General features: G+C 66.8%; 26 protein-coding genes. 9 read left to right on the forward strand and 17 right to left on the reverse strand.

The genetic code is table 11. The annotated features are described in order from the left end of the window. Positions 1-14: 14 nt before the first annotated feature. The 7 genes from mnhG to mbhE are packed head-to-tail and all read right to left on the reverse strand — an operon-like array spanning position 15 to position 6,226. Positions 15-434 (reverse strand): monovalent cation/H(+) antiporter subunit G, encoded by a 420-nt coding sequence (gene mnhG / locus ACSR87_RS12945; RefSeq protein WP_004063989.1) that lies wholly within the window; start codon positions 432-434, stop codon positions 15-17. Continuing rightward, the gene (locus tag ACSR87_RS12950; RefSeq protein WP_004063987.1) at positions 431-724 is read right to left on the reverse strand and encodes an MrpF/PhaF family protein; all 294 of its coding nucleotides are present in this window, start codon (positions 722-724) and stop codon (positions 431-433) included. The genes mnhG and ACSR87_RS12950 overlap by 4 nt, the downstream gene beginning before the upstream one ends. Next, complete coding sequence (locus ACSR87_RS12955; protein WP_004063985.1) at positions 717-1,319, reverse strand: Na+/H+ antiporter subunit E; 603 nt, start codon at positions 1,317-1,319, stop codon at positions 717-719. Before ACSR87_RS12955 ends, ACSR87_RS12950 begins: the two co-directional genes overlap by 8 nt. Next, a complete protein-coding gene (locus ACSR87_RS12960) occupies positions 1,319-3,016 on the reverse strand; it encodes a complex I subunit 5 family protein (protein ID WP_498530752.1) in 1,698 nt (565 codons plus the stop codon). Before ACSR87_RS12960 ends, ACSR87_RS12955 begins: the two co-directional genes overlap by 1 nt. Next, positions 3,013-3,354: a sodium:proton antiporter gene (locus ACSR87_RS12965; protein ID WP_004043872.1), complete on the reverse strand. Its 342-nt coding sequence runs from the start codon at positions 3,352-3,354 to the stop codon at positions 3,013-3,015. Before ACSR87_RS12965 ends, ACSR87_RS12960 begins: the two co-directional genes overlap by 4 nt. Further along, the gene (locus tag ACSR87_RS12970) at positions 3,351-3,824 is read right to left on the reverse strand and encodes an MnhB domain-containing protein (RefSeq protein WP_004043870.1); all 474 of its coding nucleotides are present in this window, start codon (positions 3,822-3,824) and stop codon (positions 3,351-3,353) included. The genes ACSR87_RS12965 and ACSR87_RS12970 overlap by 4 nt, the downstream gene beginning before the upstream one ends. Beyond that, the gene (gene mbhE, locus ACSR87_RS12975; protein ID WP_498530753.1) at positions 3,821-6,226 is read right to left on the reverse strand and encodes a hydrogen gas-evolving membrane-bound hydrogenase subunit E; all 2,406 of its coding nucleotides are present in this window, start codon (positions 6,224-6,226) and stop codon (positions 3,821-3,823) included. Before mbhE ends, ACSR87_RS12970 begins: the two co-directional genes overlap by 4 nt. A gap of 476 nt (positions 6,227-6,702) precedes the next feature. Between mbhE and ACSR87_RS12980 the strand changes: the two genes are divergently transcribed. From ACSR87_RS12980 to ACSR87_RS13000, 5 genes are all read left to right on the forward strand, one after another. Continuing rightward, positions 6,703-7,041, forward strand: a complete 339-nt coding sequence (locus ACSR87_RS12980) for a MarR family transcriptional regulator (RefSeq protein WP_498530754.1) — start codon at positions 6,703-6,705, stop codon at positions 7,039-7,041. 254 nt (positions 7,042-7,295) lie between these two features. Continuing rightward, positions 7,296-7,697 (forward strand): hypothetical protein, encoded by a 402-nt coding sequence (locus tag ACSR87_RS12985; protein ID WP_004063975.1) that lies wholly within the window; start codon positions 7,296-7,298, stop codon positions 7,695-7,697. 158 nt (positions 7,698-7,855) lie between these two features. Continuing rightward, positions 7,856-8,422, forward strand: coding sequence for a hypoxanthine/guanine phosphoribosyltransferase (gene hpt, locus ACSR87_RS12990; RefSeq protein WP_004043866.1), 567 nt, complete (start codon positions 7,856-7,858; stop codon positions 8,420-8,422). 106 nt (positions 8,423-8,528) lie between these two features. After that, positions 8,529-9,203: a type 1 glutamine amidotransferase domain-containing protein gene (locus tag ACSR87_RS12995; RefSeq protein WP_008573622.1), complete on the forward strand. Its 675-nt coding sequence runs from the start codon at positions 8,529-8,531 to the stop codon at positions 9,201-9,203. An 80-nt stretch (positions 9,204-9,283) separates the two neighbouring features. After that, positions 9,284-10,129 (forward strand): HNH endonuclease, encoded by an 846-nt coding sequence (locus ACSR87_RS13000; RefSeq protein ID WP_498530755.1) that lies wholly within the window; start codon positions 9,284-9,286, stop codon positions 10,127-10,129. A gap of 9 nt (positions 10,130-10,138) precedes the next feature. On the opposite strand, the gene ACSR87_RS13005 is transcribed toward ACSR87_RS13000, so the two are convergent. Then, entirely contained in the window at positions 10,139-10,438 is a 300-nt protein-coding gene (locus ACSR87_RS13005; protein WP_498530756.1) for a transcriptional regulator, read from the reverse strand. Between the two features lie 114 nt (positions 10,439-10,552). Here ACSR87_RS13005 and ACSR87_RS13010 point away from each other — a divergent pair, with 114 nt between their 5' ends. Next, complete coding sequence (locus ACSR87_RS13010) at positions 10,553-11,521, forward strand: nucleotidyltransferase family protein (RefSeq protein WP_498530757.1); 969 nt, start codon at positions 10,553-10,555, stop codon at positions 11,519-11,521. Between the two features lie 41 nt (positions 11,522-11,562). Here the strand turns inward: ACSR87_RS13010 and ACSR87_RS13015 are convergent, their stop codons facing one another. The 9 genes from ACSR87_RS13015 to purB all read right to left on the reverse strand — a co-directional run bounded on the left by ACSR87_RS13015 (position 11,563) and on the right by purB (position 19,905). Further along, complete coding sequence (locus ACSR87_RS13015) at positions 11,563-12,285, reverse strand: diphthine--ammonia ligase (protein ID WP_498530758.1); 723 nt, start codon at positions 12,283-12,285, stop codon at positions 11,563-11,565. Positions 12,286-12,378: 93 nt separating this feature from the next. Beyond that, a complete protein-coding gene (locus tag ACSR87_RS13020) occupies positions 12,379-13,044 on the reverse strand; it encodes a DUF8127 domain-containing protein (protein ID WP_498530759.1) in 666 nt (221 codons plus the stop codon). Positions 13,045-13,114: 70 nt separating this feature from the next. Further along, complete coding sequence (locus ACSR87_RS13025; RefSeq protein WP_498530760.1) at positions 13,115-14,068, reverse strand: phosphoadenosine phosphosulfate reductase family protein; 954 nt, start codon at positions 14,066-14,068, stop codon at positions 13,115-13,117. 122 nt (positions 14,069-14,190) lie between these two features. After that, positions 14,191-15,168, reverse strand: a complete 978-nt coding sequence (locus tag ACSR87_RS13030) for a phosphoadenosine phosphosulfate reductase family protein (protein ID WP_498530761.1) — start codon at positions 15,166-15,168, stop codon at positions 14,191-14,193. A gap of 137 nt (positions 15,169-15,305) precedes the next feature. Then, on the reverse strand, positions 15,306-15,872 hold the full coding sequence (locus ACSR87_RS13035; protein ID WP_004043858.1) for a DUF7110 family protein: 567 nt from the start codon (positions 15,870-15,872) through the stop codon (positions 15,306-15,308). Between the two features lie 167 nt (positions 15,873-16,039). Next, positions 16,040-16,384 carry a glutaredoxin family protein gene (locus tag ACSR87_RS13040; protein WP_004043857.1) on the reverse strand — a complete coding sequence of 115 codons (345 nt, stop codon included), beginning with the start codon at positions 16,382-16,384 and terminating at the stop codon, positions 16,040-16,042. A gap of 99 nt (positions 16,385-16,483) precedes the next feature. Next, entirely contained in the window at positions 16,484-17,116 is a 633-nt protein-coding gene (gene gfcR / locus ACSR87_RS13045) for a transcriptional regulator GfcR (protein ID WP_004043856.1), read from the reverse strand. Next, positions 17,113-18,186 (reverse strand): glucose 1-dehydrogenase, encoded by a 1,074-nt coding sequence (locus ACSR87_RS13050; RefSeq protein ID WP_498530762.1) that lies wholly within the window; start codon positions 18,184-18,186, stop codon positions 17,113-17,115. The genes gfcR and ACSR87_RS13050 overlap by 4 nt, the downstream gene beginning before the upstream one ends. A 327-nt stretch (positions 18,187-18,513) precedes the next feature. After that, positions 18,514-19,905 carry an adenylosuccinate lyase gene (gene purB, locus ACSR87_RS13055; protein WP_498530763.1) on the reverse strand — a complete coding sequence of 464 codons (1,392 nt, stop codon included), beginning with the start codon at positions 19,903-19,905 and terminating at the stop codon, positions 18,514-18,516. 189 nt (positions 19,906-20,094) lie between these two features. Between purB and purH the strand changes: the two genes are divergently transcribed. The 3 genes from purH (at position 20,095) to folP (ending at position 25,002) form a co-directional block, all read left to right on the forward strand. Continuing rightward, positions 20,095-21,672, forward strand: coding sequence for a bifunctional phosphoribosylaminoimidazolecarboxamide formyltransferase/IMP cyclohydrolase (purH, locus tag ACSR87_RS13060; RefSeq protein ID WP_498530764.1), 1,578 nt, complete (start codon positions 20,095-20,097; stop codon positions 21,670-21,672). 249 nt (positions 21,673-21,921) lie between these two features. Beyond that, positions 21,922-22,347: a universal stress protein gene (locus tag ACSR87_RS13065; RefSeq protein WP_498530765.1), complete on the forward strand. Its 426-nt coding sequence runs from the start codon at positions 21,922-21,924 to the stop codon at positions 22,345-22,347. A gap of 126 nt (positions 22,348-22,473) precedes the next feature. Beyond that, complete coding sequence (gene folP / locus ACSR87_RS13070) at positions 22,474-25,002, forward strand: dihydropteroate synthase (RefSeq protein ID WP_498530766.1); 2,529 nt, start codon at positions 22,474-22,476, stop codon at positions 25,000-25,002. Positions 25,003-25,065: the final 63 nt, after the last annotated feature.

Genomic DNA, 25,065 nt, shown 5'->3' on the forward strand with positions numbered 1-25,065 from the left:
CCCTCGGTGGGTCGTCAGTCGTCGCCGCCTGCGGCGTCGGCGTCGGTGCCGTCCGCGCCGTCGGCGTCGGCCGACGCGACCTGCTTGGGCCACGTGACCCCGTCGAGGAACGGGACGCCCATGCGCTGGGCGGCCTGCGAAATCATGTGCGCACCCGTCGGCGCGGTGAGGAACAGGAACAACACCGTGACGAGCGCCATCAGTCCGTCGCCGTGGGGCAGGTAGTACACCGTCGCGGCGAGCGCGATGGACGCCGCCCCCAGCGTGGTCGCCTTCGAGGTGGCGTGCATCCGGTTGTAGACGTTGGGGAACCGGAGCAGACCGATGGTCCCGACGACGAGGAAGAAACTCCCCACGAGCGTCAGGAGGATGACGAGCGCCGCGCGGACGGGACCGACCGTCGTCGCGGCAGCTGCGGTCTCTGCGGCGGTCATTCGATGATGTCCCCCTCCGTGACGTACCGAGCCACGGTAATCGTGCTGATGAAGCCGATGATGGCGAGCACGAGACTGACGCCGACGAAGTACCCCTGTTGGCTCCAGATGGCGTACAGCGCCGCGATGGCGACGACGTTCGTTCCGATGGTGTCGAGCGCGACGACGCGGTCGGGCACCGTCGGCCCGCGGATGACGCGGTAGCTCACGAGGAGCGTCAGCCCCGCGGCGAGCGCGAGGCCGGCGAAGAGCACGGAGTCCATCCACGCGAGGTACGCGGGCTCAGCCATGTTGCTCACCTCCCGTCGCGGCGGCGGGCGCGTCGCCGCCGTCCGCGGGGCCCCCCTCGACTTGCGGCGCGGGGTCGCCCGGTTTCAGTTCTTCGTCGAAGATGACGAGCGCGTAGTCCTCCCAGCGGCGGATGGGTTCGAGGATGCCGTCGGGGTCGCTCCCGTCGATGCTGTGCACGTACAGCGAGTTGGTTTCGTCGTCGTAGTCCATGGTCAGCGTCCCCGGAGTGAGGGTGATACTGTTCGCGATAGTCGTGATGGCGAGTGGCGTCCGCACGCGGAGCGGCACCTCGACCACGGCGGGGTCGATGGGCATCGACGGCGACAGCGTCCGCACCGCCACGTCGACATTGGCCGTGAGGAGTTCCCAGAGGAACGTCGCGAGGTACAGCGCCGCGTAGGGCGCGACGCGGAGGCTCCGCGTGATGGGTGCTTCGTCCCCGTAGAACCGCCGGAAGAAGAAGGCGATGCCCATCCCGACGCCGAGGCCGATGATGAACTCCTCCAGCAGGCGCTGCGGCGTCAGTTCGACGCCGCGGACGAACAGCCAGAGGACGGCCATGACGAGCCCCGAAACCGGCCAGCGGCGGCTCATCAGTGGCCACCCCCGCCGGATTCGAAGCCGACACCCGGACCGTGCAGCACGGCGTCGACGTAGCCGTTCGTGTCGACGGCGGCGCGGGCCGCGGCGTCGGCCGCGCCGAACAGCGCCTCGAAGCCGATACCGAAGCCGATGGCGGCGACGGCGAGCGCGACGACGACGGTCACCTGCGTGGTGAGTTCGAGCCGTTTGAGGCCGTCGTCACCGCCGTCGGTCATCGCCACGTCGCCGGAGCCGACCGACCAGCGCTCGGGGAGCGCGGCGTCGACGAGGTCGCTCGGGCGACCCCAGAACACCGCGTTCCACGCGCGGGTGTAGTAGGCGATAGTCAGAATTGCGCCGGCGAGCGCGACGGCGAGCGCGAGTCCCGCGCCGGCCCCGCCCGCGGCGAACGACTCCGCGGCCGCCTGGAAGACGAGATACTTCCCGAAGAAGCCCGACAGCGGCGGGACGCCGATGAGCGTCAGCGCGCCGAGCAGGAAGCCCGCCGCGAGCACCGGCGCCCTGTCGGCGAGGCCGCCGAGGTCGGACAGGCGGTCGCTGCCGACGACGTCTTTGAGCGTGCCGCTCGCGAGGAACAGCAGGCTCTTGGCGAGACCGTGGTTGAACGCGTAGACCAGCGCGGCGGTCACGCCGAGCACGCGAACCGCCTCGGACGGCGCGGTGGCGGCCACCGCCAGCGGGAGGACGATAAAGCCCACCTGACTGATGGAGGAGTACGCGAGGATGCCGTCCACGTCGTCGCGGCCGACCGCGCCGATGCCGCCGAGGACGATGCTGACCGCGGCCATGACGAACATGACCGGGCCGAAGAAGCCGAGGAACGACTCCCCGGTGATGCCGAGGAAGCCGATGTCGATAGACGCCGCGGCGAAGATGGTGAAGTAGAGCCGAACGATGGCGTAGACGCCGACCTTCTTCACGACGCCGGCGAGCATCGCGGTCACCGGCGACGGCGCGGCGCGGTAGGCCGCGGGAACCCAAAACTGGAAGGGCGCGAGGCCGGCCTTCAGAGCGAACACCGAAAACAGCACCGCCGACAGGCCGAGCGTCGGCAGGAGTTCGATGTCGTAGGCGGCGGGTTCGGCCAGTCGCCGGGCGATATCGGCCATGTTGAGCGTCCCGGTCGTGCTGTATAGACCGCCGATGGCGACGAGCATCACCGCGCTCCCGATGAGGTTGAGCACGACGTAGTTGAGCGCCGCGCGGGTGTGCTCGCGACCGGAGTAAAACAGCACGAGGATGTAGCTCGACATGAGCATCACCTCGAACCAGACGAACAGGTTGAAGATGTCGCCGGTGAGGAACGAGCCGGTGACGCCGACCACCATGAAGTGGAACAGCGTGTGGTAGCTGAGGCGCTGGCCGAACGAGCCGACCGACGCGACGGAGTAGCCGAGCGTCAGGAGCGACACGAAGCCGGTGAGCGCCAACAGGAACGCCGACAGGGCGTCGGCGACGAGCGTGATACCGAACGGCGCGGCCCAGTTCGACACCAGATAGACGAGCGTGGTCGACTCGCCGCCGAGCGGCAGGACCACGGCGTCGAACAGGGCGGCGACGGCGACGAGATAGGCGACGCCGCCGAGCAGGCTGACCGTCCGTTGGAGTATGTCGCTCGGGCGCGTGAGCAGCGTCAGAATCGCCGTCACGAGCGCCACGAGGAGCGGTGCGATGACGAGCGTGCTCATCTGCTCCCTCCGAGTTCGTACATATCGATTGTTCCGTGTTCCTCGTACACCCGGTAGGTCAACACGAGCGCGAGCGCGGTCGTCCCGAAGCCGATGACGATGGCGGTGAGGACGAGCGCCTGCACGATGGGGTCCGAGGGCGCGGGCCCGCTCGCGCCGTGGCCCGAGAGGATGGGCGCGAGGCCGTCGAATCCGCCCATGGTGACGAGGTAGACGTTGGCCGATTGGCTGATGATGCTGATACCCCAGACGACGCGAACCACGTCGCGTCGGAGCACGAGGTACGTGCCGATGCTGAACAGGACGCCGAGCGTGGCGGCGAGGAAGAACTGGGTCATTCGTTACCGACCTCCGCGACGATGGTGAGCAGGCCGCCGACGACGGCGAAGAAGACGCCGAGGTCGAAGGCGAACGCGCTCGCGACCTCGAGCTCGCCGTAGAGGGGCAGGTGCTCCAAGAAGAGCACGCCCTGCGTCAGGAACGGCGCGCCGAACGCGAGCGGGGCGAGGCTGGACCCCACGGCGATTGCGAGGCCGAGGGAGGCCATCCAGCGGTAGGTCTCGACGAGTCGGTGTTGCTCCGAGCCGTCGGGTTTGATGGCGAGCACCTCGCGCTGGATGAACTCCAGCCCGAAGATGATGTAGACGAGCGCGAAGGCGGCGGCCGCGAGGACGGCCCCGATGAAGCCGCCGCCGGGGAGGTTGTGCCCGCGGAACAGCAGCGCGATGGCCGTCACCAGAATGATGGGGACGACGATGCGCGCGACGGTCCGCGAGATGACGGTCGTCCGACCGGACGAGCCGTTCATTGGGTCTCACCCCGCGTTCGCATGCGAATCAGCGTCAGGATGGCGATCGACGCCATCACGACGACCGAAATCTCGCCCATGGTGTCGATTCCACGGAAGTCGACGAGGATGACGTTGACGATGTTCGACCCGCCGCCGTAGTCCGCGAAAAAGGGCCCGTGTTCCGCCGGAACGCCCGCCCGTGCCACGATGAACTCCCGGAGGAGCGGGTCGGGCGAGGCGTCCGTCGACAGCAGCACGGTGAGGAACACCGTGCCGCCGACGGCCAGCGACAGCAGGCCGTCGCGGACGGAGACGAGCCGGTCCGGCGCGTCGCCGTAGAACGCCGGCAGGCGGTCCAAGACGAGCAGGAAGATGACCAACACGAGCGTCTCGACGACCAGTTGGGTCAACGCGAGGTCGGGCGCGTCCGCGAGGATGTAGAAGATGGCGACCATGAAGCCGACGATAGACAGCGTCAGGACGCCGGCGACGTGCGACGGCGCGACGTCGACCGCGAAGGCGGCGACGAGCGCGACGAGCAACACGAGCACGATGGGAATCGAGACGCTGAGCTCGCTGAAGCCGGGCATCGAGACGCCGGCGGCCGCGTAGCCGCCGAGCGCGAGCACGACGAAGCCGAAGAGGCCCCACGTCGCGTAGGTGCGCAGGAGGCCGGTCTGAATCTTCGGCGTGACGGCGACGCTCGTCGTCGTCAGCCCCTCGACGAAGTTATCGTACCACCAGTTCGCTCGAACGGGGCCGCGCAGGGCCGCGTTGATGGCGTCGTGGATGCGGTCGTAGAACGGGAAGGCGGCCGCACCGACGGCGATGGTGATGAGACTCATAATCACGTACGGGGTGAGTTCGGTCGGGAAGTGGACCGAAAAGGAGTGGGCCTCGCCGGGCACGACGCTGCCGTACACGTCGCCGATGAGCCCCTCGATAAAGAGGTTCGGCTGGGCCGAGATGGCGAGGACGAGCGCGCCGAGAATCGCCGGCGGGACGAGCATCGCCGCGGGCGGGCGGTGGACGTGACCCAGGCCGTCGGGTTCGTCGCCGAAGAACAGCGAGGCGAACTTGATGGAGTAGAGGAACGTGAAGACGCTCCCGAACACCGCGACGACGGGGAAAATCCACGCGACGCCGCCCATGTGTTCGGCGGCGTAGTACGTCGACTCGAACAGCAGTTCCTTCGAGTAGAAGCCGTTGAACGGCGGGAAGCCGGCCATCGACAGCGACGCGACGACCGCGATGACGGCCGTCACGGGCAGATGTTTTCGGAGCCCGCCGAGGCGGTCGATGTTCCGGGTTCCGGCCTCGTGGGCGATGATGCCCGCGACCATGAACAGCGCGGCCTTGAAGCTCGCGTGGTTCAGGATGTGGAACGCGCCGGCCTCCGCGCCGTAGCTGTTGGCGAAGCCGAAGGCGGCGATGATGAGGCCGAGGTGCGAGGCCGTCGAGTACGCGAGCAGTTCCTTGATGTCGGTCGCGCTCACCGCGAGCATGGCCGCGACGGTCATCGTCAACAGGCCGAGCACGGCGAAGATGAGCGTCCATTCACCGAGCACCGCCGCGTCCTCGGGGAGGAAAAGCGGGCGGAATCGGCCGACGAGGTAGACGCCGGCTTTGACCATCGTCGCGGAGTGGAGGAACGCCGAGACCGGCGTCGGTGCCTCCATCGCGTTGGGAAGCCAGACGTGGAACGGGACCTGTGCGGACTTCGTCGCCGCGCCGAGGCCGACGAGGACGAGCACGGGGACGAGCAGGCCGGAGGCCGTCAGGACCTCGCGAATCGCGCCCGCGTGTTCGACCAAAACCGGGATGCTGTACGTCGTTGCCTCGATGGCTCCCGTCTGGCCGGACGCCCAGACGAGAAGCAGGAAGCCGACCAGCATGAACAGGCCGCCGGAGACGGTGATGAGCATCGACTTCCGGGCGGCGTACTGGGAGGCCTTCTCGCCGGTGTAGTGGCCGATGAGGATGAACGACGAGAGGCTCGTCAGCTCCCAGAAGACGAACAGGGCGACGAGGTCGCCCGCGAGGGCGACGCCGAGCATCGAGCCCATGAACGCCAACAGAGTCGCGTAGTATTTCGCCTGGCCCGGTTCGCCGTGCATGTATCCTCCGGAGTACGTGAGGATGAGCACGCCGACGCCGCTGGCGAGGAAGGCGATGAGAAGCGCCAACCCGTCGACGTGAAACGCCAGCGAGATTCCGAGCGAGGGAATCCAGTCGAGCGACACGGTTCCGTGCGCCCCCGCGAGATACAGGTCCGTCACGAGGCCGAGCGTGACCAACGCGACGGCGGCCGCGAAGTACGCCGTGCGCTCGCCCAGGAGCCGGTAGACTACCGGGGTGAACGCCGCGGCGAGAAACGGCAAGAAGACGACCGCGAGGACGACTTCCGGTGTGGGTTGCACGGGGCAAATTGCGGGGACCGCCGACTTAGGTGTTGTCAAACCCGTTGGCTGTTCGGCGTCGAAATCTGACGGTCGGTCGATTTCTTCTACGTTTTTTGATTTTCATGATTTTCTCTGGAGGGCGAAATTTATATCCTCAGCCGACCATACTACGTCTCAGAGTACATTCGTCCGTTCGAGAATATTTGTCGCGCCGGCGGGATTCGTCCGCGCGCGACTCGGCCGGCGCTGTACTCACGCGTCGCGGCGGTCCTCTCACCGACGACCGCGCGCGACCCCACCGCGTCGTTCGCGAGGGAGCGGTCCCGTTGTCAACCGTCTTCGTCCGCACGCGAGGTGTTACGTAAGCAGTGTCGTTTGTCATAGTCGCGGAGTCCCCGGTTCGGCCCTCTCTCACCCCGCCTGTTCGCACCGAAGGCGGTCACGGTCGCAGGGGCGCAACTACTTTGTACGCTCATTCGGAGGCTTTCATCAGGATGGACGGATGTGTGTCGAGCGACGAACTTCTCGATATACTTGGAGACACCGAGTCCCGGGCGCTGCTCGTGACGCTCCGCCGCGACTCTCGCACCGCGAAGGAGCTCGGTGAGACGCTCGACCTCTCGCTTCCGACCGTGTACCGACGGCTCGACCGGCTGTGCGAGTGCGGCCTCATCACCTCGACGACCGAGGTTCGCGACGACGGAACCCACTGCCGCCGCTACGAGTGCGACTTCGACGAGACGGTCGTCTCCCTTTCGGACGAGGGGTTCCGGACCGAACCCCGCTCGACACCCCCGGTATCGGGCGATCAAGTCGAGTCAGAGAACAACTGACGACGCGGAGTCGAATCAATCATGGTTCCTCACGATATCCGGTGTCGAGTCGAAACACGCTCGACGTAAGTGGCCGAAAACAGCCTTCATACCCCACGTAGCGCGCTGTTTTTCAACGAGCGAAATTCCACCTCCACATTTATAGCAACAACTGACTATCTGAGATTCATGATACGTCCAGGCGCGCGCTCCGGGCAGGGAGACGCGCGGCGTCAGGGCAAGGGGGGAAACGAATGATAATCGACCCGTCACGGATGGCATCCGTCAACGGACCGGGACCCGATAGCGAGGTCGCGATGGAGGCGCTCCGGGGGACTGCGAAGGGGGCAGTCTCGCTGGTCGCCGTCTACGGTGCGACGGCGTTCGACCTGTTCCACGTCGGCGAGACCGTCCGTGAGGACTTTCGGAGTCGCGACGAGCTCGTGGCGCACCTGAGTTCGCTCGCCGAGGAGACTCGGCGCGAGTTCATGGAACGCGGGCTGTTTTCCGGGCTGAGCCCGGTGCAAAACAGCGTCGAGTACCGCTTCGAGGAACGCGACGGCTACGGCGTGTTACAGGTCTACTGCGGCGGCCGCGGAATGTTGCTTTTCGTCGAACCCGACGAGAGCGTCGAGCCGCTGGTGAAGACCGCGTCACAGCTTCTCGGCGGGATGTAACCGCCCTCGGAGCTCCGCGCCCCGAGTCGCGAACACGGCCGTGAGCGGTTGCGCTCGACTGCGTTCGACCGCGAGACGCGATACCGCACGGCGTGGGTCGGCGTGTCCGAGAGCCTTCGAACCGCCACATTTTATGCCCGACCGGCGGAACGAGCGCCATGGACCAGTTGCGGCAGTCCCTTCTCGACGCGCCGATCATCGAAAAAGGAGATTACGAGTATTTCGTCCACCCGATCAGCGACGGTGTTCCGATGCTGGAACCGGGGCTCCTCCGCGAAATCGTCATCAAAATCATCCGCAAGGCGAACCTCGAAAACGTCGACAAAATCGTCACGCCGGCGGCGATGGGCATCCACATCTCGACGGCCGTCTCGCTGATGACGGACATCCCGCTCGTCGTCATCCGCAAGCGCGAGTACGGTCTCGACGGCGAGGTCTCGCTCCACCAGCAGACGGGCTACTCCGAGGGCGACATGTTCATCAACGATGTCAACGAGGGCGACCGCGTGCTCGTCCTCGACGACGTGCTGTCGACCGGCGGTACGATGAAGGCCGTCCTCGACGCGCTCGACCACATCGGCGCGGACGTCGTCGACACCGTCGCCATCATCAAGAAGGCCGGCCCGAACGAACTCGACGACTCGGACCACCACGTCAAGACGCTCATCAACGTCACCGTCGAAGACGGCGAGGTCGTCATCGTCGACGAGCACGGCGACGACTGACCCGACACCGACGCGGCCGCGGTGTCAGAGTCAGAGCCGCGCCACCTTCGCCCGCGGATTTCCGCCTCCGCGGGGCCTTTTTGTGCCCGGGCCGTACTCGGGAGCGATGACATCGGCGCTTTTCATCGTCAGCGAAGACGGCTACTGGGGAGAGGAATGCATCGAGCCGCTCACGACTCTGACCGACGCCGGCGTGGACGTAACCGTTGCGACGCCGACGGGCGGCGTCCCGGTCGTCGACGAGCGCTCTGTCGACCCCGAGGAGGTCGGCGAGGAACTCGCAGAGCGCGTCGTCGAGGTCCACGAAAACGACGAGCGACTCCAGAACCCGAAGCCGATTGCACAGGTCGACGCCGACGCGTACGACGCCGTAGTGTTCCCCGGCGGTCACGGGACCGCGTGGGACATCAATCAGGACCGACACGCCCGACAGGCGCTCTTGCAGGCGGTCGCCGGCGACGACTCGAAGGCGCTCGTCGTCTGCCACGCGGTCGGCATCCTCGGGTTCACCCGCGAGGCCGACGGCTCGTTCCTCGTCGAGGGGCGCGAGGTCACCGGCTTCCCCAACGAGTGGGAAGAGGGCATCGTCGACGACGACGACCTGATGCCCGACGGCCGGAAGCTTCCGTACTGGGTCGAAGACGAGGTGAAGGCCGCCGGCGGCGTCTGGGACGCCGAACTCGACAGCGACACCAGCGTCACCGTGGACGGCGACCTCATCACCGCGCGCGGCCCCGGTTCCTCGGCGGCGGCGGCCCAGACGCTGTTGGACGAACTGTAAGCCGCGAACGAGTCGGTCCCACCCGAGGACACCACCCATCCAGGAGAACGTTTTTTCGTCGGTCGGTCGTCGGAACTGCTGTGGAACTCGCAGCGCTCTCGCTCGACCCCGGCGAACGGTTGAGCGGGTCAGAACTCAGCTCCCGGTTCGACCGCGGCATGACGGGACGAGGCATCGAAATCTGTTACGACGACGACGACCAACGGTATCTCCGTCTCTTTTCGAGCGACACCGGGCCGTACGGTGACGACGTGACCGGCGGCGAGTTCACGTACATCGGAGAAGGACGGACCGGTGACCAGACGCTCACCGGCGGAAACAAGTTTCTGGCGCGGGCGAAACGCCACCCGTTACCGATATTCTTCTTCCACCGCGAGTCGGGAGAGGCCGACTGGGAGTATCAGGGCCAAGTCGAAGTCGTCGATTACGCGTGCGGACCGTTCGAAGGCGACGGCAGGGACGTCTATCGATTCGTGCTCCGCCGCCGTCACGAAACGCGAGAGCGAGTCGACGACGAGGAAGCCGCCGCGGACCTCGCGCCCGCGGAACGCACCGAGACGACGCGGAGCCGAATCATTCGAAACACGGCGCTCGCGACCGAGTTGAAAGCGCGGTATTCCCACACGTGCCAAGTCTGTGGGGAGCGTCGTCGCCGGGGGGTTCACGACGGGTACGCCGAGGCGCATCACCTCAGACCGCTCGGTCGGCCTCACGACGGCCCGGACGCCGAGGCGAACCTACTCGTTCTCTGCCCCGACCACCACGCGGACTTCGACTACGGCATGATTGCGGTCGACCCAGAGACGCACACTATCTCTCACGCCTACGAGCGCGAGTTAGACGGGGCTTCGCTCTCTGTCCGCGGGGACCACGACCTCGATGCCGCGTTTCTCGACTACCACAACCGAACTATCGCGTCGTTTTAACCGCGCTCGCTACTCGATTTTGAACACGGCTTCTTCGATGCCCTCGCTTCGGCACTCCGGACACCGCGAGGGGTAGTTCACGGGGTCGTCGAAGGCGGTGAAGCCGCAGTGTTTGCACTCCGGCGGCGCGACGAGGAACTGCTCGCCGTCCGCTCCGTGGACCGTTCGGGCGACGTGCTGGAGGTGGCCGTACACCGACGACACCGAGACGCCGACGCTCTCCGAGAGTTCGGAGGCCGTCGCGGGGTCGTCGCGGAGGGCGTCGGCGATGCGCTGGCGGGCCGTCGTGTCGGATTCCCGGGCTGTCATATCGCCGGGTTGGGAGCCGAAGGGAAAATCCCTTGCGCCGCCGCCGGGCGAGAAATGTCAGCAATATAGAGAGGATGCAAAAAGGCCTTGTCAACGTGGCGGGATTTGGCGTGTATGAAGGCAGTCGTCCTTGCCGGTGGGTACGCGACGCGTCTGTGGCCGATTACCAAACACCGACCCAAGATGTTCTTACCCGTCGGTGACCAGACGGTCATCGACACCATCTTCGAAGACCTGGAGGCCGACGACCGGGTCTCGGAGGTGTTCGTGAGCACGAACGAGCGCTTCGCCGGCGCGTTCGAGGAGTACATCGACGAGTCGCCGTTCGACAAGCCGACGCTGTCGGTCGAAGACACGAGCGAAGAAGACGAGAAGTTCGGCGTCGTCGGCGCGCTCGCCCAACTCATCGACCGCGAGGAGGTCGACGAGGACCTCGTCGTCATCGCGGGCGACAACCTCATCAGCTTCGACGTGGGCGACTTCGTGGACTTCTTCTACGAGAAGAACGCGCCGTGTCTCGCCGCCTACGACGTGGGCGACAAGGAGCGCGCGAAGGCCTACGGCCTCGTCGAACTCGACGGCGACCGCGTCATCAACTTCCAGGAGAAGCCCGAGGACCCCAAGAGCACGCTCGTCTCCATCGCTTGCTACGCCATCCCGGCGGACGACCTGCCCAAGTTCGACGAGTATCTCTCCGGCGACAACAACCCCGACGAGCCCGGCTGGTTCATGCAGTGGCTCCAACAGACGGGCGACCTGTTCGCCTACACGTTCGACGAGGCGTGGTTCGACATCGGAACGCCCCAGAGCTACCTCGACGCCGTGGCGTGGTATCTCGACGGGGAGAACTTCATCCACGAGTCGGCGACGCTCACGAACACCGAGGTCGGCACCAACGTCCACGTCATGGCCGACGCGGTGGTCGAAGACTCCGTCCTCGAAGAGTCCGTGGTGTTCCCCGGCGCGGTCATCCGAAACGCGGAGCTCAAGAACTCCATCGTCGACGAGGAGACGCACATCGAGAGCCTCGACCTCTCGAACGCCCTCATCGGGGCGCACTCGCGGTTGACGAACGGGCAGTAACGCGGTCCCGCGGGCCGAACCCGCAACCCGGCCGCGAGTTCTTATCCTGATTCTTCCCCGAGGAACGCGTCGGTGATGCGGAGGCGACCGTGGCTCCCCTCCCACTCCGTCTCGTACTCCAGTTCGATGGGGCGGTCCATGTGCGGCCCGTCGGTGACGAGCGTCTCGAACTCGCCGCCTTCGCCGAGGATGTGGACGCCGTACCGCTCGTTGAGCGCCTCCAGTTCGTCGAGCGCGTCGGCGTCGAGCGTCCGGCCGAGCCACGACTCGTCGAGGCCGTGAGCCGCGACCTGGATGATGGTGATTTCGAAGCCCGCCGCCAGCATCGCGTTACCCAACTCGCGGGGGTTTTCCTGCCACAGCGGCGCGAACAGGTCGATGTCGAGGCGGTCGCACATCGCCTGAATCCGGTCGGTCTGGAACTCGCTTTCGATGGCTCCGGCGGTGACGCCCGCGAGGTCCATCTCGGCTTGGAGGTCCGACAGCGCCGCTTCGAGGGGTTCGAGCTCGGCGTCGCCCTGCGCGCCGGAGTCGGCGGCGGCGGTCGCTTCGAGGTCGCCGGGATGGACCTCGACGAGTTCGATACCGGTGCTCTCGGCGGCGAGCGCGGCGAGGTCAGTCGCCGGGACGTGGTACATGTACGAGTCGTCGCTGGGGTGGACGGTCAGGAGGCGGGTGACGTTCAGACCCTCCTCGAGCGCGCGGTAGAGCGCCCACGAGGAGTCCTTTCCGCCCGAAAAGAGACTGACCCACTCGGCTGTCATTGGAAGCGATAGCGCGTTGGGGAAGATAGGCGCTACGGTGTGAGCATCAAGATGACGGGAGCGTCGGCGGCGCAACCGGAGAGATGCGAGCGCCTACGATACCAAGCGTCCGGCGTAGTAACAACAGAGCGCGCCGGCCGCGGCGAGCCAGACGCGAGGAAAGACTGTTGTGCCGTCCATCCCTCCGCGACCCGTGTGGCCAGCGTATCGGGCGTACCCGCCGTCGTATGCGACGATGGCGTTCGTCTCCTCCCAACGCGCCATCCCCGCGAGGTCGTGGCCCGACCGGACCGACCCCGATTCGGCGACTCGCTCCACCGCGCTCGGGAAGCGCCACGCGGGTGTCGACGCGAGTTCGAGCGCGGTGGCGTTCGAGACCGGCGCGAGGTCGACCCGGAGCGTGTCGTTCTCGTATCGCGTGACATTCGGCCGGTAGAACGGACCGTCTCGGTCCCGCAACACTACCAGACGATGCTCCGAATCGAACGCGTAGCTGGCCCTGTACGTCGCGTCTGAGACGACCCGTGGGCCGTCAGCGCTAACGGTCTCGGCGAGGTCACAGGTGTCGACACACGCGGCAGTCGAGTCGGCCACACCGACGACCTCGGCGAGATGTTCGTCGCTCGGCGTGACCTGTTCGGCCCTGTACTCGTACGTCCAGAGGATTGACCCCCACGGCGCGAAGACAGCCGCGGCGACCAGTATGACGCCGACGAGACCGACGATGGTGGGCCAGAAATCGGGAAGTGAGCGGGACACGCGTGCACGTCCCGCTCGCAATCATATTAGATTTTCTACAATATTGGCGACGGCTATCGTCAGACCCTGTTCACATATACCCCAAATCCCGGAGTCGACCCATCAGGTCCTCTTTGTCCTGTGCGCGTCCCTCGCGTTCCGCGCTCGCGCCGAGGTCCTGAACCCACGCGGGTCGGTCGTCGGACTTCGCGGAGCCGGATTCGGTGCCGAGCGAGCGGTAGCCTTCGAAGTACTTCGGCGAGACGGGGAGGTCACCGGGTTCGACGCCGTCGGGGAGGTCGTCGGACGTTTCGGGGACGTGGCCCGCGGGATAACCCTCGACCGAGTCGGGGACGATGTACTCCCAGAACGCCGCCCACACGTCGGCCTCCTCGAACTGGAGAATGGGGTGAACGCGGTCGTGCGGCGGGTACTTCTCGGAGTCGTGGCGGGGGCTGAAGAACGTCTCGTCGGCGCGGGACTCCTGTTCGTCCCAGCGGACGCCCGAGAAGACGCCGTCGAAGTCGCGGGCTTCGAGCGTGTCGTTGAGCGCGACGGTCTTCAACAGGTGGTTGCCCTCGAAGGAGTCGGCGTCGAGGACGACGGTTTCGCCCTCGTAGCCGAGGCGGGCGAGTTCGCGGCGGGTGTCGTCGTCGAGGTCCGAGACGGGAATCTCGTCGCCGGGCGACGCGCCGAGGCGCGCGAAGTCCCGGTTGCGGGCGACGACCAAGTCGAGGCCCCAGCGGTCGGCCCTCTCGCGGACGAACACCTCGGTCTCGTCGAAATGTTCGAAGTGGTCGATGAAGACGACCGGCGGCACGGGAACGCCCATGTCGGCGGCGACCTCGCGGACGACGTAGAGGACGAGCGTTGAGTCCTTGCCGCCGGTCCACATGACGGCCGGGCGCTCGTACTGTTCGAGGGCGGTCGCGGTCACTGTCGCTGCCTTTTCGAGTTTGTCTTCGAGCGTCGGGTAGTCGGCGGCGGTCGCCTCGCGGCCGTCGTCGTAGTCGAGGTCGAGGTAGTCGGAGAACGTGTGAACCATACAACAAGACTCGGCCGCGGAGACTATCGCTGTTTCCGCTGTGGGACGGTCGCAGTCGCTCTCGAAGCGGGGCCGCGAAAAAGTGGCCGCGACGCGGCGTTCGCGTCAGGTGTCGGCCGTCGTCACATGTAGCCGAGGTCGCGCAGGCGCTCCATCAGGTCCTCTTTGTCCTGGGCGCGGCCCGCGCGCTCGGTCGTGTTCTCCATGTCCTGCAGCCACGCCGGTTCCTCGGCGGACTTGTCGGTCGAGACCTCGCTGCCGAGACTCCGGAAGCCGGCGAAGTACTTCGGCGAGACGGGCACGTCCTCCTGCGTGACGCCCTCGGGGAGGTCGGTGTCGCTCGTCGGGACGTAGCCGTCCTCGGGGTAGTTCTCGACGGTGTCGGGGACCGCGAAGTACCAGAAGGCGTCCCAGACGGCGCTCTCTTCGAACTGGAGGATGGGTTGAATGCGGTCGTGCGGGGGGTAGATGTCGGGGTTGTGACGGGGGCTGAAGAACGTCTCGTCGGCGCGGGCTTCCTGTTCGTCCCAGCGGACGCCGGAGATAACGCCGTCGATGTCGTGTTCTTCGAGGGTGTCGTTGAGCGCGACGGTCTTCAGCAGGTGGTTGCCGACGTAGGTGTCGAGCAGGAAGGGGAACGTGTCCTCCTCGTACTCGAGGATGTTACGGATGTGGTGCTGGTTGTGCTCCGAGAGTTCGGAAACCGGGATGTCGTCGCCGGGTTCGAGGCCGTTTTCGTCGACGTACGCGCCGACGTCCTCGTTGCGCGCCCAGATGACGTCGAGGTCCCACTCCTCGGCCCAGTGCTCGACGAAGTCCATGATTTCGTCGAAGTGCTGGTAGTGGTCGATGAACACCGCCGGCGGCACTTCGAGGTCGTAGCGCTCTGCGACCTCCTTGATGAAGTAGAGCGTGAGCGTCGAGTCCTTCCCGCCGGTCCACATCACCGCGGGGTTCTCGTACTGTTCGAGACCCTGCTTCGTGACCTCGATGGCCTTCTCGATTTTGTCCTCGATACTCGGGTAGTCCTCCGGCGTCTCACCTTCGCCGTCGGTGTAGTCGACGTCGAGGTAGTCCGGGAAGGATTCGGCTTCCGACATGATGTGTAATTACATCTAATTAGGCGGTGTAAATGCTTTTTGCCCGAGGCGTAGTGTGACGCGTGATACCGCCGAGCACGATTTGGGCCGCTAGCTCACGCGGTTCGGCGGTGACGGGATGAGGAGATACGACGCGTTTAGGAGATGAACTTGTTGTCGCGCCAGTTGATTCCGCTGTCCGAGGAACCGTTCTGCTGGGGGTTCTCGACGACTTCGACGGAGGCGGCACGCACCTCGCCTTCGACGATGCGCGTCGCTTGCAGTTCGTCGCTTTCCTCGGTGATGGCGGTTAGCGTCCCCTTCTCCGAGAGCATCGCAATCTCGCGGAGGACGAGGAACATCGGGTACTGAAGCGCCGTGTTCTGGAGCACGGTTTCGAGGTCGCCTTTGAAGCAGGCGAACTCGACGAGTTCGGAGGGAATCTCCTCTTCTTCTTCGTCTCCCCAGTTGGGCGCGCCCGCTCGGGGCGGCTCTTCTTCGTAGACGCGATTTTCCGTCACGCTCGCCTTCAACTGGGCCGTCGGCGTGTACTTGCTGAGGTTGTCGTCGGCGGAGACGGCTTTGATGATGAGAGTGTTGTTTCGGCGGGTGATGTCTACGTTCTCGACCTCAGGCGGCAGTTCTGGGTCGTTTTCGAAGTAGTCCATCACGTCTTCGAGTGGCAGTTCCAACGTCGAATGGAGTCGATATACGCGGCCTGACATTGTTGGCTTCGGTATCGACGAGAGCCACGGTGCGAGCGCACCCGGATGGCGATACCTGTGTTCGTGTACGAGTTCGAGGCTTATATGGCCTCCCCTTCTCGGTAGGCGAGAGCAACAAAGTCGGCGTCGGGCCGCTGTCCGGCGGTCTGTCGGGGGCGCTCCCGGGGTCAGTTCGCGCCGGTCAGCGTCGCTTCGAGGTCGCCGCGCTCGTCGAGTTCTTCGAGGATGTCGCTGCCGCCGACGAACTCGCCGTCGACGAACGTCTGGGGGATGGTCTCCCAGTCGCTTTTCTCCTTGAGCGCCTCGCGGTAGTGCGGGAGCGCGGGCAGCACGTCGACGGTTTCGAACTCGTCGACGTACTGGGAGATGAGATCGACCGCCTTCGCGGAGTAGCCGCACTGCGGCATCAGGCGGTTGCCTTTCATGAACAGGACGACGCGGTTGTCAGCGACGGCCTCGTCGACGCGGGTCTGCACTTCTTCGGGGTCCAAACTCTCCGGTTGGAACGTCATGCACCCAGATAACGGCCGGGCGGACAAAGGAGTTGCGTCGCGGGTGGGTCGACAACGACACGACACGACACCGACGGCCCGCGACGACCGAGCCGACGCTTACTGCTCGCCGACGCGGACGACGTTGATAAGCGAGTGGACGGGGACGCCGTCGATTTCCTCGACGCCCTGTTTGTCGACGATGACCACGCACGCGAGGGGTTCGCCGCCCTCCGAGCGGATGGCGTCGATGGTCTCGCGGAGCGTCGTACCGCTCGTCACCGTGTCGTCGACGATGAAGCAGTCGCGGCCCTCGACGGGCGAGAAGTTCCGGGAGAAGCCGCCGCCGAGGTCTTCGAGGTCGCCTTCGTCCCACTGGTGTTTCGCGGGCGAGTACGCGCCGAGCGTCGTTTCGAGTTCGCGCGAGACGGAGGTCGCAAGCGGGACGCCCGCTTTCTCGATGCCGACGGTCACGTCGGCCTCGCCGTTCGTCTCCATGAGGAGGTCGGCGAGCGCGCGCCCGACGTAGGTGAGGCGCTTGCCGCCGCTCCCGATGGCGTTCCAGTCGACGTGGATGTCGTCGGGGCCTTCGGGCTCCGCACGGGGTTCGGGTTCGGTCGCCGCGCCGCTTCGTTCGACCAGCCAGCTGGCGGTCTCGCGGGAGACGTTCAGCTCGTCGGCAATCTCGCCTTTCGAGAGGCCGCGGTCCGCGAGCTCAGCCGCGCTGGCGATGAGGTCGTCGACGTTCTTCATACAGTACTGAATTCGATGGCGGTTTTTATAGTGGTGTCGTCGTCTTCGAATGCTGCTTCGAACTCCGAAAGCGGATGGACGCCCGTGACCAACTCGCGGAGGAACCACCGGGGAAGCTTGGTGAACGTCACGGTCGCGGCCTCGAAGTGCTTGACGTGGGAGTTGACGCTGCCGACGAGCGCCTTGTTGTGGAGCACCATCTCGCGGTGGAACGCGCCGGCGTCGACCTCGAACTCCCAGTCGCTCGGGACGCCGAGGAGCGCGGCCACGCCGTTGGGCGCGAGCGCCTGCACCGACTGGATGGCGTGTTTGGGGAAGCCGGTCGCCTCGTAGATGAAGTCCATGTCTTCGTGCGCGTCCGGAATCTCCTCGACCGGCGTCTCGCGGGAGTCGACGTAGGTCGCGCCGAGCTTCTCGATGATGTCGATAGTCGGGTCCGGTCGGTCGCGCCGACCGAGGCAGTAGAGGTCCTCGTAGCCCTTGTCGTCGGCTCTCAACATGGCGAGCGTCAGGAGTCCGAGGCTCCCGTTGCCGAGGACGAGCGCCGACGAGGGGTTCCAGTCGAACGCCGACCGGCTCGCGTAGGCGTGCTCCCGCGCCTTCTCGGTGATCGAGATGGGCTCGATGAGGAAGCCGAGTTCGGCCTGCGAGCGCGGGATGCGGACGAGGTAGTCCGACGGACTCGTGAAGTACTCGGACATGAAGCCGTGCGCGCCGACGATGCCGCGCTCGGCGTACATCCCGTCGGGGGCCATGTCGGGTTGGTTCTTCTCGAAGTACTCGTTCGTCCCCGACGCCGGCGGGCGGCGGACCGTCGGCACGACGATGTCGCCTTCCTCCAGTTCGGTGTCGTTCGGGTCGACGACGACGCCGACCGCCTCGTGGCCGAGCACGAGGTGGTCTTCGCCCTCGGGGAATCCGCCGTGGCCGCCGGCGATGACCTCGTGGTCCGTCCCGTCCACGCCGACCCGAAGCGTTCGGACCAGCGCCTCCCCGGCGTCGGGTTCCGGTCGCGGCTTCTCGATGACGACCGGCTTATCTTCCCCGCGCTTGACGGCGATTGCTTTCATACCTCCACCAACGCACCACCCCACCAAAAGACTTATTCTATGGTGAGTAAATAATTCAGCCACGGTGAGCGCCCTGCGTCGTCGTACCAGCCCATGACGAACCGCACTGCGCGGACCAGCCTGTCCAGCCCACCCGTGCCGGCGCTCGCCGCCGAACCCGTGCCCGAACCGCGCCGAGGCCGATGTCCCGTGCCCGTCGGCCTCTGAGGCGGTTTCGGTTTTCTCCTGACGCTCGCTCGACTCAGCGGCGCGTTCGACCGACCGCGGAAAAAGAGCGCGTCGCTTCGTCGGGCCGCCGCCTGCCGACCCGACGACTCGACCCTCAGTTCAGTTGTCGATATCGTCGACGAGTTCGTCCGCGAGCCCGACGTACGTCGCGGGCGTGAGCGCGAGCAGTTCCTCGCGGGTTTCTTCGTCCACGTCGAGGTCCGCAAACAGGTCGTGGAAGTCGTCGAGGGTCACCTCGCGGCCGCGGGTGAGCTCCTTCACCCGCTCGTAGGCCTGCGTGTCGCCCTCGCGGCGGAGAATCGTCTGGACGGCCTCGCCGATGATGGCCGGCGTGTCGTCGAGTTCGTCGCGCATGACCTGCTCGTTCGGGACGACCTTTCCGAGGCCGGTCTGGGTCTTCTTGTAGCCGATGAGGCAGTGGGCGAACGCCGCGCCGACGTTGCGCTTGACCGTGGAGTCCGAGAGGTCGCGCTGGAGGCGCGAGGTCGTCACGTAGTCCGCGAGGAACGTCAGGTCGGCGTTGGCCTTCGAGAGGTTGCCCTCGGAGTTCTCGAAGTCGATGGGGTTGACCTTGTGCGGCATCGTCGACGAGCCGGTTTCGCCTGCGACGGCCTCCTGTCCGAGGTAGCGGTCGGAGACGTACAGCCACGCGTCGCGGTCGAGGTCGACGAGGACGTTGTTGACGCCGCGGACGGCGTCGAACAGCGCCGCGAGGTCGTCGCAGGGGTTGACCTGCGTGGCGAGCGCGGTGTGGTCGAGGCCGAGCGACCCGACGAACTCGCGGGAGAACGCCCGCCAGTCCACGTCGGGGTAGGCGGCGACGTGGGCCGCGTAGACGCCCGACGCGCCCGCGAGCTTGCCGGCGAGGTCGTCGGTCGCGGCCTCGACGCGGGCGAGCGTCCGGCCGAGGCGGGCGGCGTAGACGGCCATCTCCTTGCCGAACGTCGTCGGCGTCGCGGGTTGGCCGTGGGTCCGCGCGAGCATGGGCACGTCGCGGAACTCCCGCGCGAGCGAGACGAGTTCGTCGCGGGTGTCGCGGAGTTCGGGCACGATGACCTCCTCGACCGCGCCTTTCACCATGAGGCGCTGGGCGAGGTTGTTCACGTCCTCGGAGGTGAGCCCGAAGTGAATCCACGGGTGGACCGTCTCGTCGGTCTCGGTGCGGATGAAGTACTCGACGGCCTTCACGTCGTGGTTCGTCGCCGAGAAGCCTTCCGCGCCCTCGACTTCGAGCCGCTTCACGAGGTCGGCGTCGTCGGCGTCGAACGCCTCGTAGAGCGCGCGGAGGTCGGCGCGCTCGGCCTCGGAGAACGAAAGCGGCGTCGCGTCGAGGCCGGCGAGCGCGAGGAGGTATTCCACTTCGACTTCCACGCGGGCGCGCATGAGCGCGGCCTCGCTCACGTGCGGCGCGAGGGGTGCGGTTCGGGAGGCGTATCGCCCGTCGAGCGGGGACACCGCGTACAGCGGGTCGTGCCGGTCGGCGTCGGTCATGTCTGAGTCGTCACGATGGGGGAGGTTAAACGCCGGGGGTTCGCCGCCGCCGCGGAAGCGACGAGTACGCATGAGTGTGCGCACTCAGCCCCCATCTGCGGCCTCGGTGGGTAAGACATATACATAATCAAGTACACTCCGGCGTCGAGGACCGCAACCACTTTGAGGGCCGCGAGTCGCCATCCTCACATGGTCACCATCGCCGGTCTCGCGAGCAACCGTGGACGAAACCTGCGCAACATCTCCGACCGCGCCCCCGGCGGGGCGGAACTCGGCGTCGTCGTCTCGAACCGCGCCGACGCGCCCGTCGTCGACTGGGCGGACGAACACGGTATCCCCAGCGAAGTCGTCGAACGCGGCGACGACGAGTCCCGCGAGTCCCACGAAGAGCGCATCCTCGATGCCCTCGCGGACTACGACTTCGACCTCGTCTGTCTCGACGGCTACATGCGCGTGCTCACCTCGACGTTCCTCGACGCCGCGCCGACGACGCTCAACGTCCACCCGTCGCTGCTCCCCGCGTTCCCCGGCATGGACGCCCACGAACAGGTCCTCGACGCCGGCGTCAAGACGACCGGCTGTACGGTCCACGTCGTCAACGAGGAGGTCGACGCCGGTCCCATCGTGACACAGGAGGCCGTTCCGGTCTACACCGACGACGACGCGGACGACCTCAAATCGCGCGTCCTCTACGACGCCGAGTTCAAGGCCTACCCCCGCGCAGTCCGCTGGTTCGCCGAGGACCGCGTGACGGTCGAAGACGATTCGGTCACCGTCGAGGGCGACGTGGACGCCGGCCTCCCCGAGCGCCGCGTCACCTCCGAGGACCGCTACGACGAACTCCGCTACGGCGAGAACCCCCATCAGGACGCCGCGGTCTACGTGGACGAGACGTGCGACGAGGCGTCGGTCGTCGGCGCGCCCCAGCTCAACGAGGGCGCGAAGGGGCTGTCGTACAACAACTACAACGACGCCGACGGCGCGCTCAACCTCATCAAGGAGTTCGACGAGCCCGCCGCGGCGGTCATCAAGCACACGAACCCCGCCGGCTGCGCCACCGCCGACACCCTCGCGGAGGCCTACGCCGACGCCCTCGCCACGGACCCGATGAGCGCCTTCGGCGGCATCGTCGCGCTCAACCGCGAGTGCGACGCCGAGACGGCCGAGCTCATCATCGACTCGTTCAAGGAAGTCGTCGTCGCGCCCGGCTACACCGACGACGCGCTCTCTGTGCTGACCGAGAAGAAGAACCTCCGCGTCCTCGATGTTGGCGACCTCGGCGACCGGACCGAGACCTACACGGAAAAAGCGCTCGTCGGCGGGCGACTCGTCCAGGAGCGCGACCTCTGGACGCCGACGCTCGACGACCTCGAAGTCGTCACCGAGACGGAGCCGACCGACGAGCAGTTGGAGACGATGCTGTTCGCGTGGAAGGTCCTGAAGCACGTGAAGTCCAACGGGATTCTCTTCGCCAAGGGAACCGAGACGGTCGGCGTCGGCATGGGGCAGGTCTCTCGCGTGGACGCGGTCGAACTCGCCGCGATGAAGGCCGAGGAACACGCCGAGGACAAGGACGCGCAGGGAGCCGTCATGGCCTCCGACGCGTTCTTCCCGTTCCCGGACGGCGTGGAGAAGGCGGCCGACGCGGGCATCGAGGCGGTCATCCAGCCCGGCGGCTCGGTGAACGACGAGGACGTCATCGAGGCGTGCGACGAGCGCGGGATTGCGATGGTCTTCACCGGCCAGCGGTGCTTCCGTCACGACTGAACAGCGTGAAGGAGTGACGGAAGTCAGTGAGACGAACGAAGTGAGTCTCACGCGATTTTAGACACGACTGAGCGAAGCGAAAGAGAGCCTAAAGCTCGAAGCACGACCGGTGGGAGCGCTCCGGTGCTTCCGCCACGACTAGTGCCTGAAATTCGCGGCCGCGCGTCTCTCTGATACGACTCACGACCCGTTCCCACGTCCTAACACCGACGGTGTCCCTTCAAGTGTCGGCGAGGCGAACACAGAGGTATGTACGAACACATCCTAGTGCCGACCGATGGGAGCGAGGGGACGATGCAGGCAATCGAGCACGCGCTCGAACTCGCCGGTGCGGAGTCGACGATTCATGTGCTGTCGGTCGTCGACCAGCGGGTGTACCTCGCCGCCGGCGGCGACCAGCAGGACGCCGTCATCCAGTCGCTCCGCGACGACGCGGTACAGGCGGTCGAGGCGTGCGCCGAGAAGTGCGAGGGGAAGGCGTCGACGACGACGGCGATTCGAGACGGCGTTCCCCATCGAGTCATCCTCGACTACGCCGACGAACACGACGCCGACGTGGTCGTGATGGGGACCCACGGGCGGACCGGTCGCGACAAGCTCACGTCGCTCGGGAGCGTCACCGAGCGCGTCATCGAGAACGCGAAGCGTCCGGTGCTCGTCGTCCACATCGACTGAGCGCGGCGCTATCGAGCGGTTGTCGGTTCGTCGGCGGCGGCCACCGTGGGCGACCCCGTCCGGCGTCGTGTCGCAGGAGTGACGTGGAGCGTTAGGCCTAAGCCCACCGTCCGGTTTCTCACGCGTATGGAGTACCACGAGGCGGTGAACTTCCTTTTCGACCTCCGGCGGTTTCAGGTCAAGCCGGGGACCGAGTCGATTCGGCGGTTGCTCTCTCACCTCGGCGACCCCCACGAAGACGTGTCGTTCGTGCAGGTCGCGGGGTCGAACGGCAAAGGAAGCACCGCCCGGATGGTCGACGCGATGCTGCGCGAGTCGGGCGCGCACGTCGGCCTCTACACCTCGCCGCACTTCGACGACGTGCGGGAGCGCGTCCGCGTCGACGGCCGGAAGATTCCGAAGTCCGCGCTGTCGGCGTTCGTGGCCGAAGCCAAGCCGTACCTCGTCGAGCGGGCCGCCGACGGCGAGCCGCTGACCTTCTTCGAGACCGTGACCGCGCTCGCGCTGTGGTACTTCGACCGCGCGGACGTGGACGTGGCGGTGCTCGAAGTCGGGATGGGCGGCGAACTCGACGCGACGAGCGCGGTCGACCCGGTCGCCAGCGCCGTCACCAACGTCTCGCTCGAACACACCGCGGTCCTCGGCGACACGGTCGCGGAAATCGCGAAGACGAAAGCCGCCGTCGCGCCCGCCGACGCGCCGCTCGTGACCGGGACGACCGGCGAGGCGCTGTCGGTCATCCGCGACGAGGTCGGTGACGTGTTGACCGTCGGGGACGCCGACGCCGACGCCGACTCGGACGCCGACGTTCGCGTCACCTACGGCGGCCGCGTCAACCACCAGGAGGCCGCCGTCACCGTCGAGACCGACGCCGAGGCGCTCGACGTTCGCATCCCGCTTTTGGGCGCGTATCAGGCGCGAAACGCCGGCATCGCCGTCTCGCTCGCCCGGCAGGTCCGCCCGGATATCGACGCGGAGGCGATTCACCGCGGCCTCCGAAACGCCCACTGGCCGGGTCGGTTCGAGGTCATGGGCACGGAGCCGACGGTCGTCCTCGACGGCGCGCACAACCCCGACGCCTGCGCGCAGGTCGCCACCGTCCTCGACGAGTTCGACTACGAGGACCTCCACCTCGTCTACGGCGCGATGCACGACAAGGACCACGGCGAGATGGTCGGGGCGCTTCCGGAGGTGGCGTCGGTCGTCACCTGCAAGGCGGACATCTCGCGGGGCGAAGCCCCCGAGATACTGTCGTCCGTCTTCGAGCGACTCGACGGACCTGCGGTCGAGACCGGCGGCGCGGTCGCCGCGGCGCTCGACCGGGCGCGCGCCCGAGCCGACCCAGACGACTGCGTGCTCGTCGTCGGCTCGCTGTACGTCGTCGCCGAGGCGCGGACCACGTGGACGCGGTCGGTCGTCCCGAAGACTCACCGCACACTCGACGACGCTCGACAGACCCTCGAACGCGCGAACGTCGCTACCGCCGCCGAACGGAGCGAACGCGCGAAGCGGGCGGTCAACAGAACGGTCCACACGCGCGTCCAGCGCCGGCAGGCGCGGGTGCTCCGCGAGGAACTGCTGTCCGTCGGCGGCGACTGCGCCGTCTCGGGCCACGAGTTCGGCGGCGAACTCGTCGACGTGGTCCTGACCGGGACGCTCGACCAGTTCGAGCGCCTGACGGCGGCCCTCGAAGACCGGCCGTACGCGCTCGCAGGTGTCGCTGGGGAAATTCGTGCGGCGCTCGACATCGAGGCGGCTGACGCCGGCGAAGACGACGAGGGCGGCGCGGGCGACGCGAGCGACGCCGGCCACGACGCCGACGACTACCCGTGGGACGACGGCACGGCTGTCATGGGCATCCTGAACGTGACGCCGAACAGTTTCCACGACGGCGGGGAGTTCTACGACATCGACGACGCCGTCGAGCAGGCGCGGGCGATGGTCGACGCTGGCGTGGACATCATCGACGTAGGCGGCGAGAGCACCCGCCCCGGCGCGGACGAGGTCCCCGTCGACGAGGAAATCCGCCGCGTCGCGCCCGTCATCGAGGCCATTGCCGACCTCGACGTGCTCGTGTCCGTGGACACCCGCAAGGCCGCGGTCGGCGCGGCCGCCCTCGACGCCGGCGCGGACATCCTCAATGACGTGACCGGCCTCGAAGACCCCGAGATGCGCTTCCTCGCGGCCGAGCGGGACGCGCCGGTCATCGTGATGCACAGCATCGACGCCCCGGTCGACCCGACCCGCGAGGTCGACTACGACGACGTGGTCGAGGACGTCATCGACGAACTGACCGAACTGGTGTTACTCGCCGAGAAGGCGGGCATCCCCCGGCGGAACCTCATCGTCGACCCCGGCCTCGGCTTCGGGAAGTCGAAGGCCGAGAACTTCGAACTCCTCGGGCGCGCCGACGAGTTCGCCGCGCTCGGCTGTCCGATTCTCGTCGGCCACTCCCACAAGTCGATGTTCTCGCTCGTCGGCGAGAAGCCCGGCGACAACCTCGCGGCGACCGTCGCGGGCACGGCCATCGCCGCCGACCGCGGGGCCGACATCGTCCGCGTCCACGACGTGCCGGAGAACGTCGCGGCCGTGAACGTCGCGCTCGCCTCCCGGGACCCGAGTCGGTTCGGAGCCGACGCCGAGCGCGAAGACTGAGACCCGACGCGCCGGGCGTCGGGGTGAAACCGACGTTTTTCTGCGCCGAGTGCCTACCCCCAC

The sequence above is a fragment of the Haloferax sp. SDI50 genome (genome assembly GCF_059802635.1).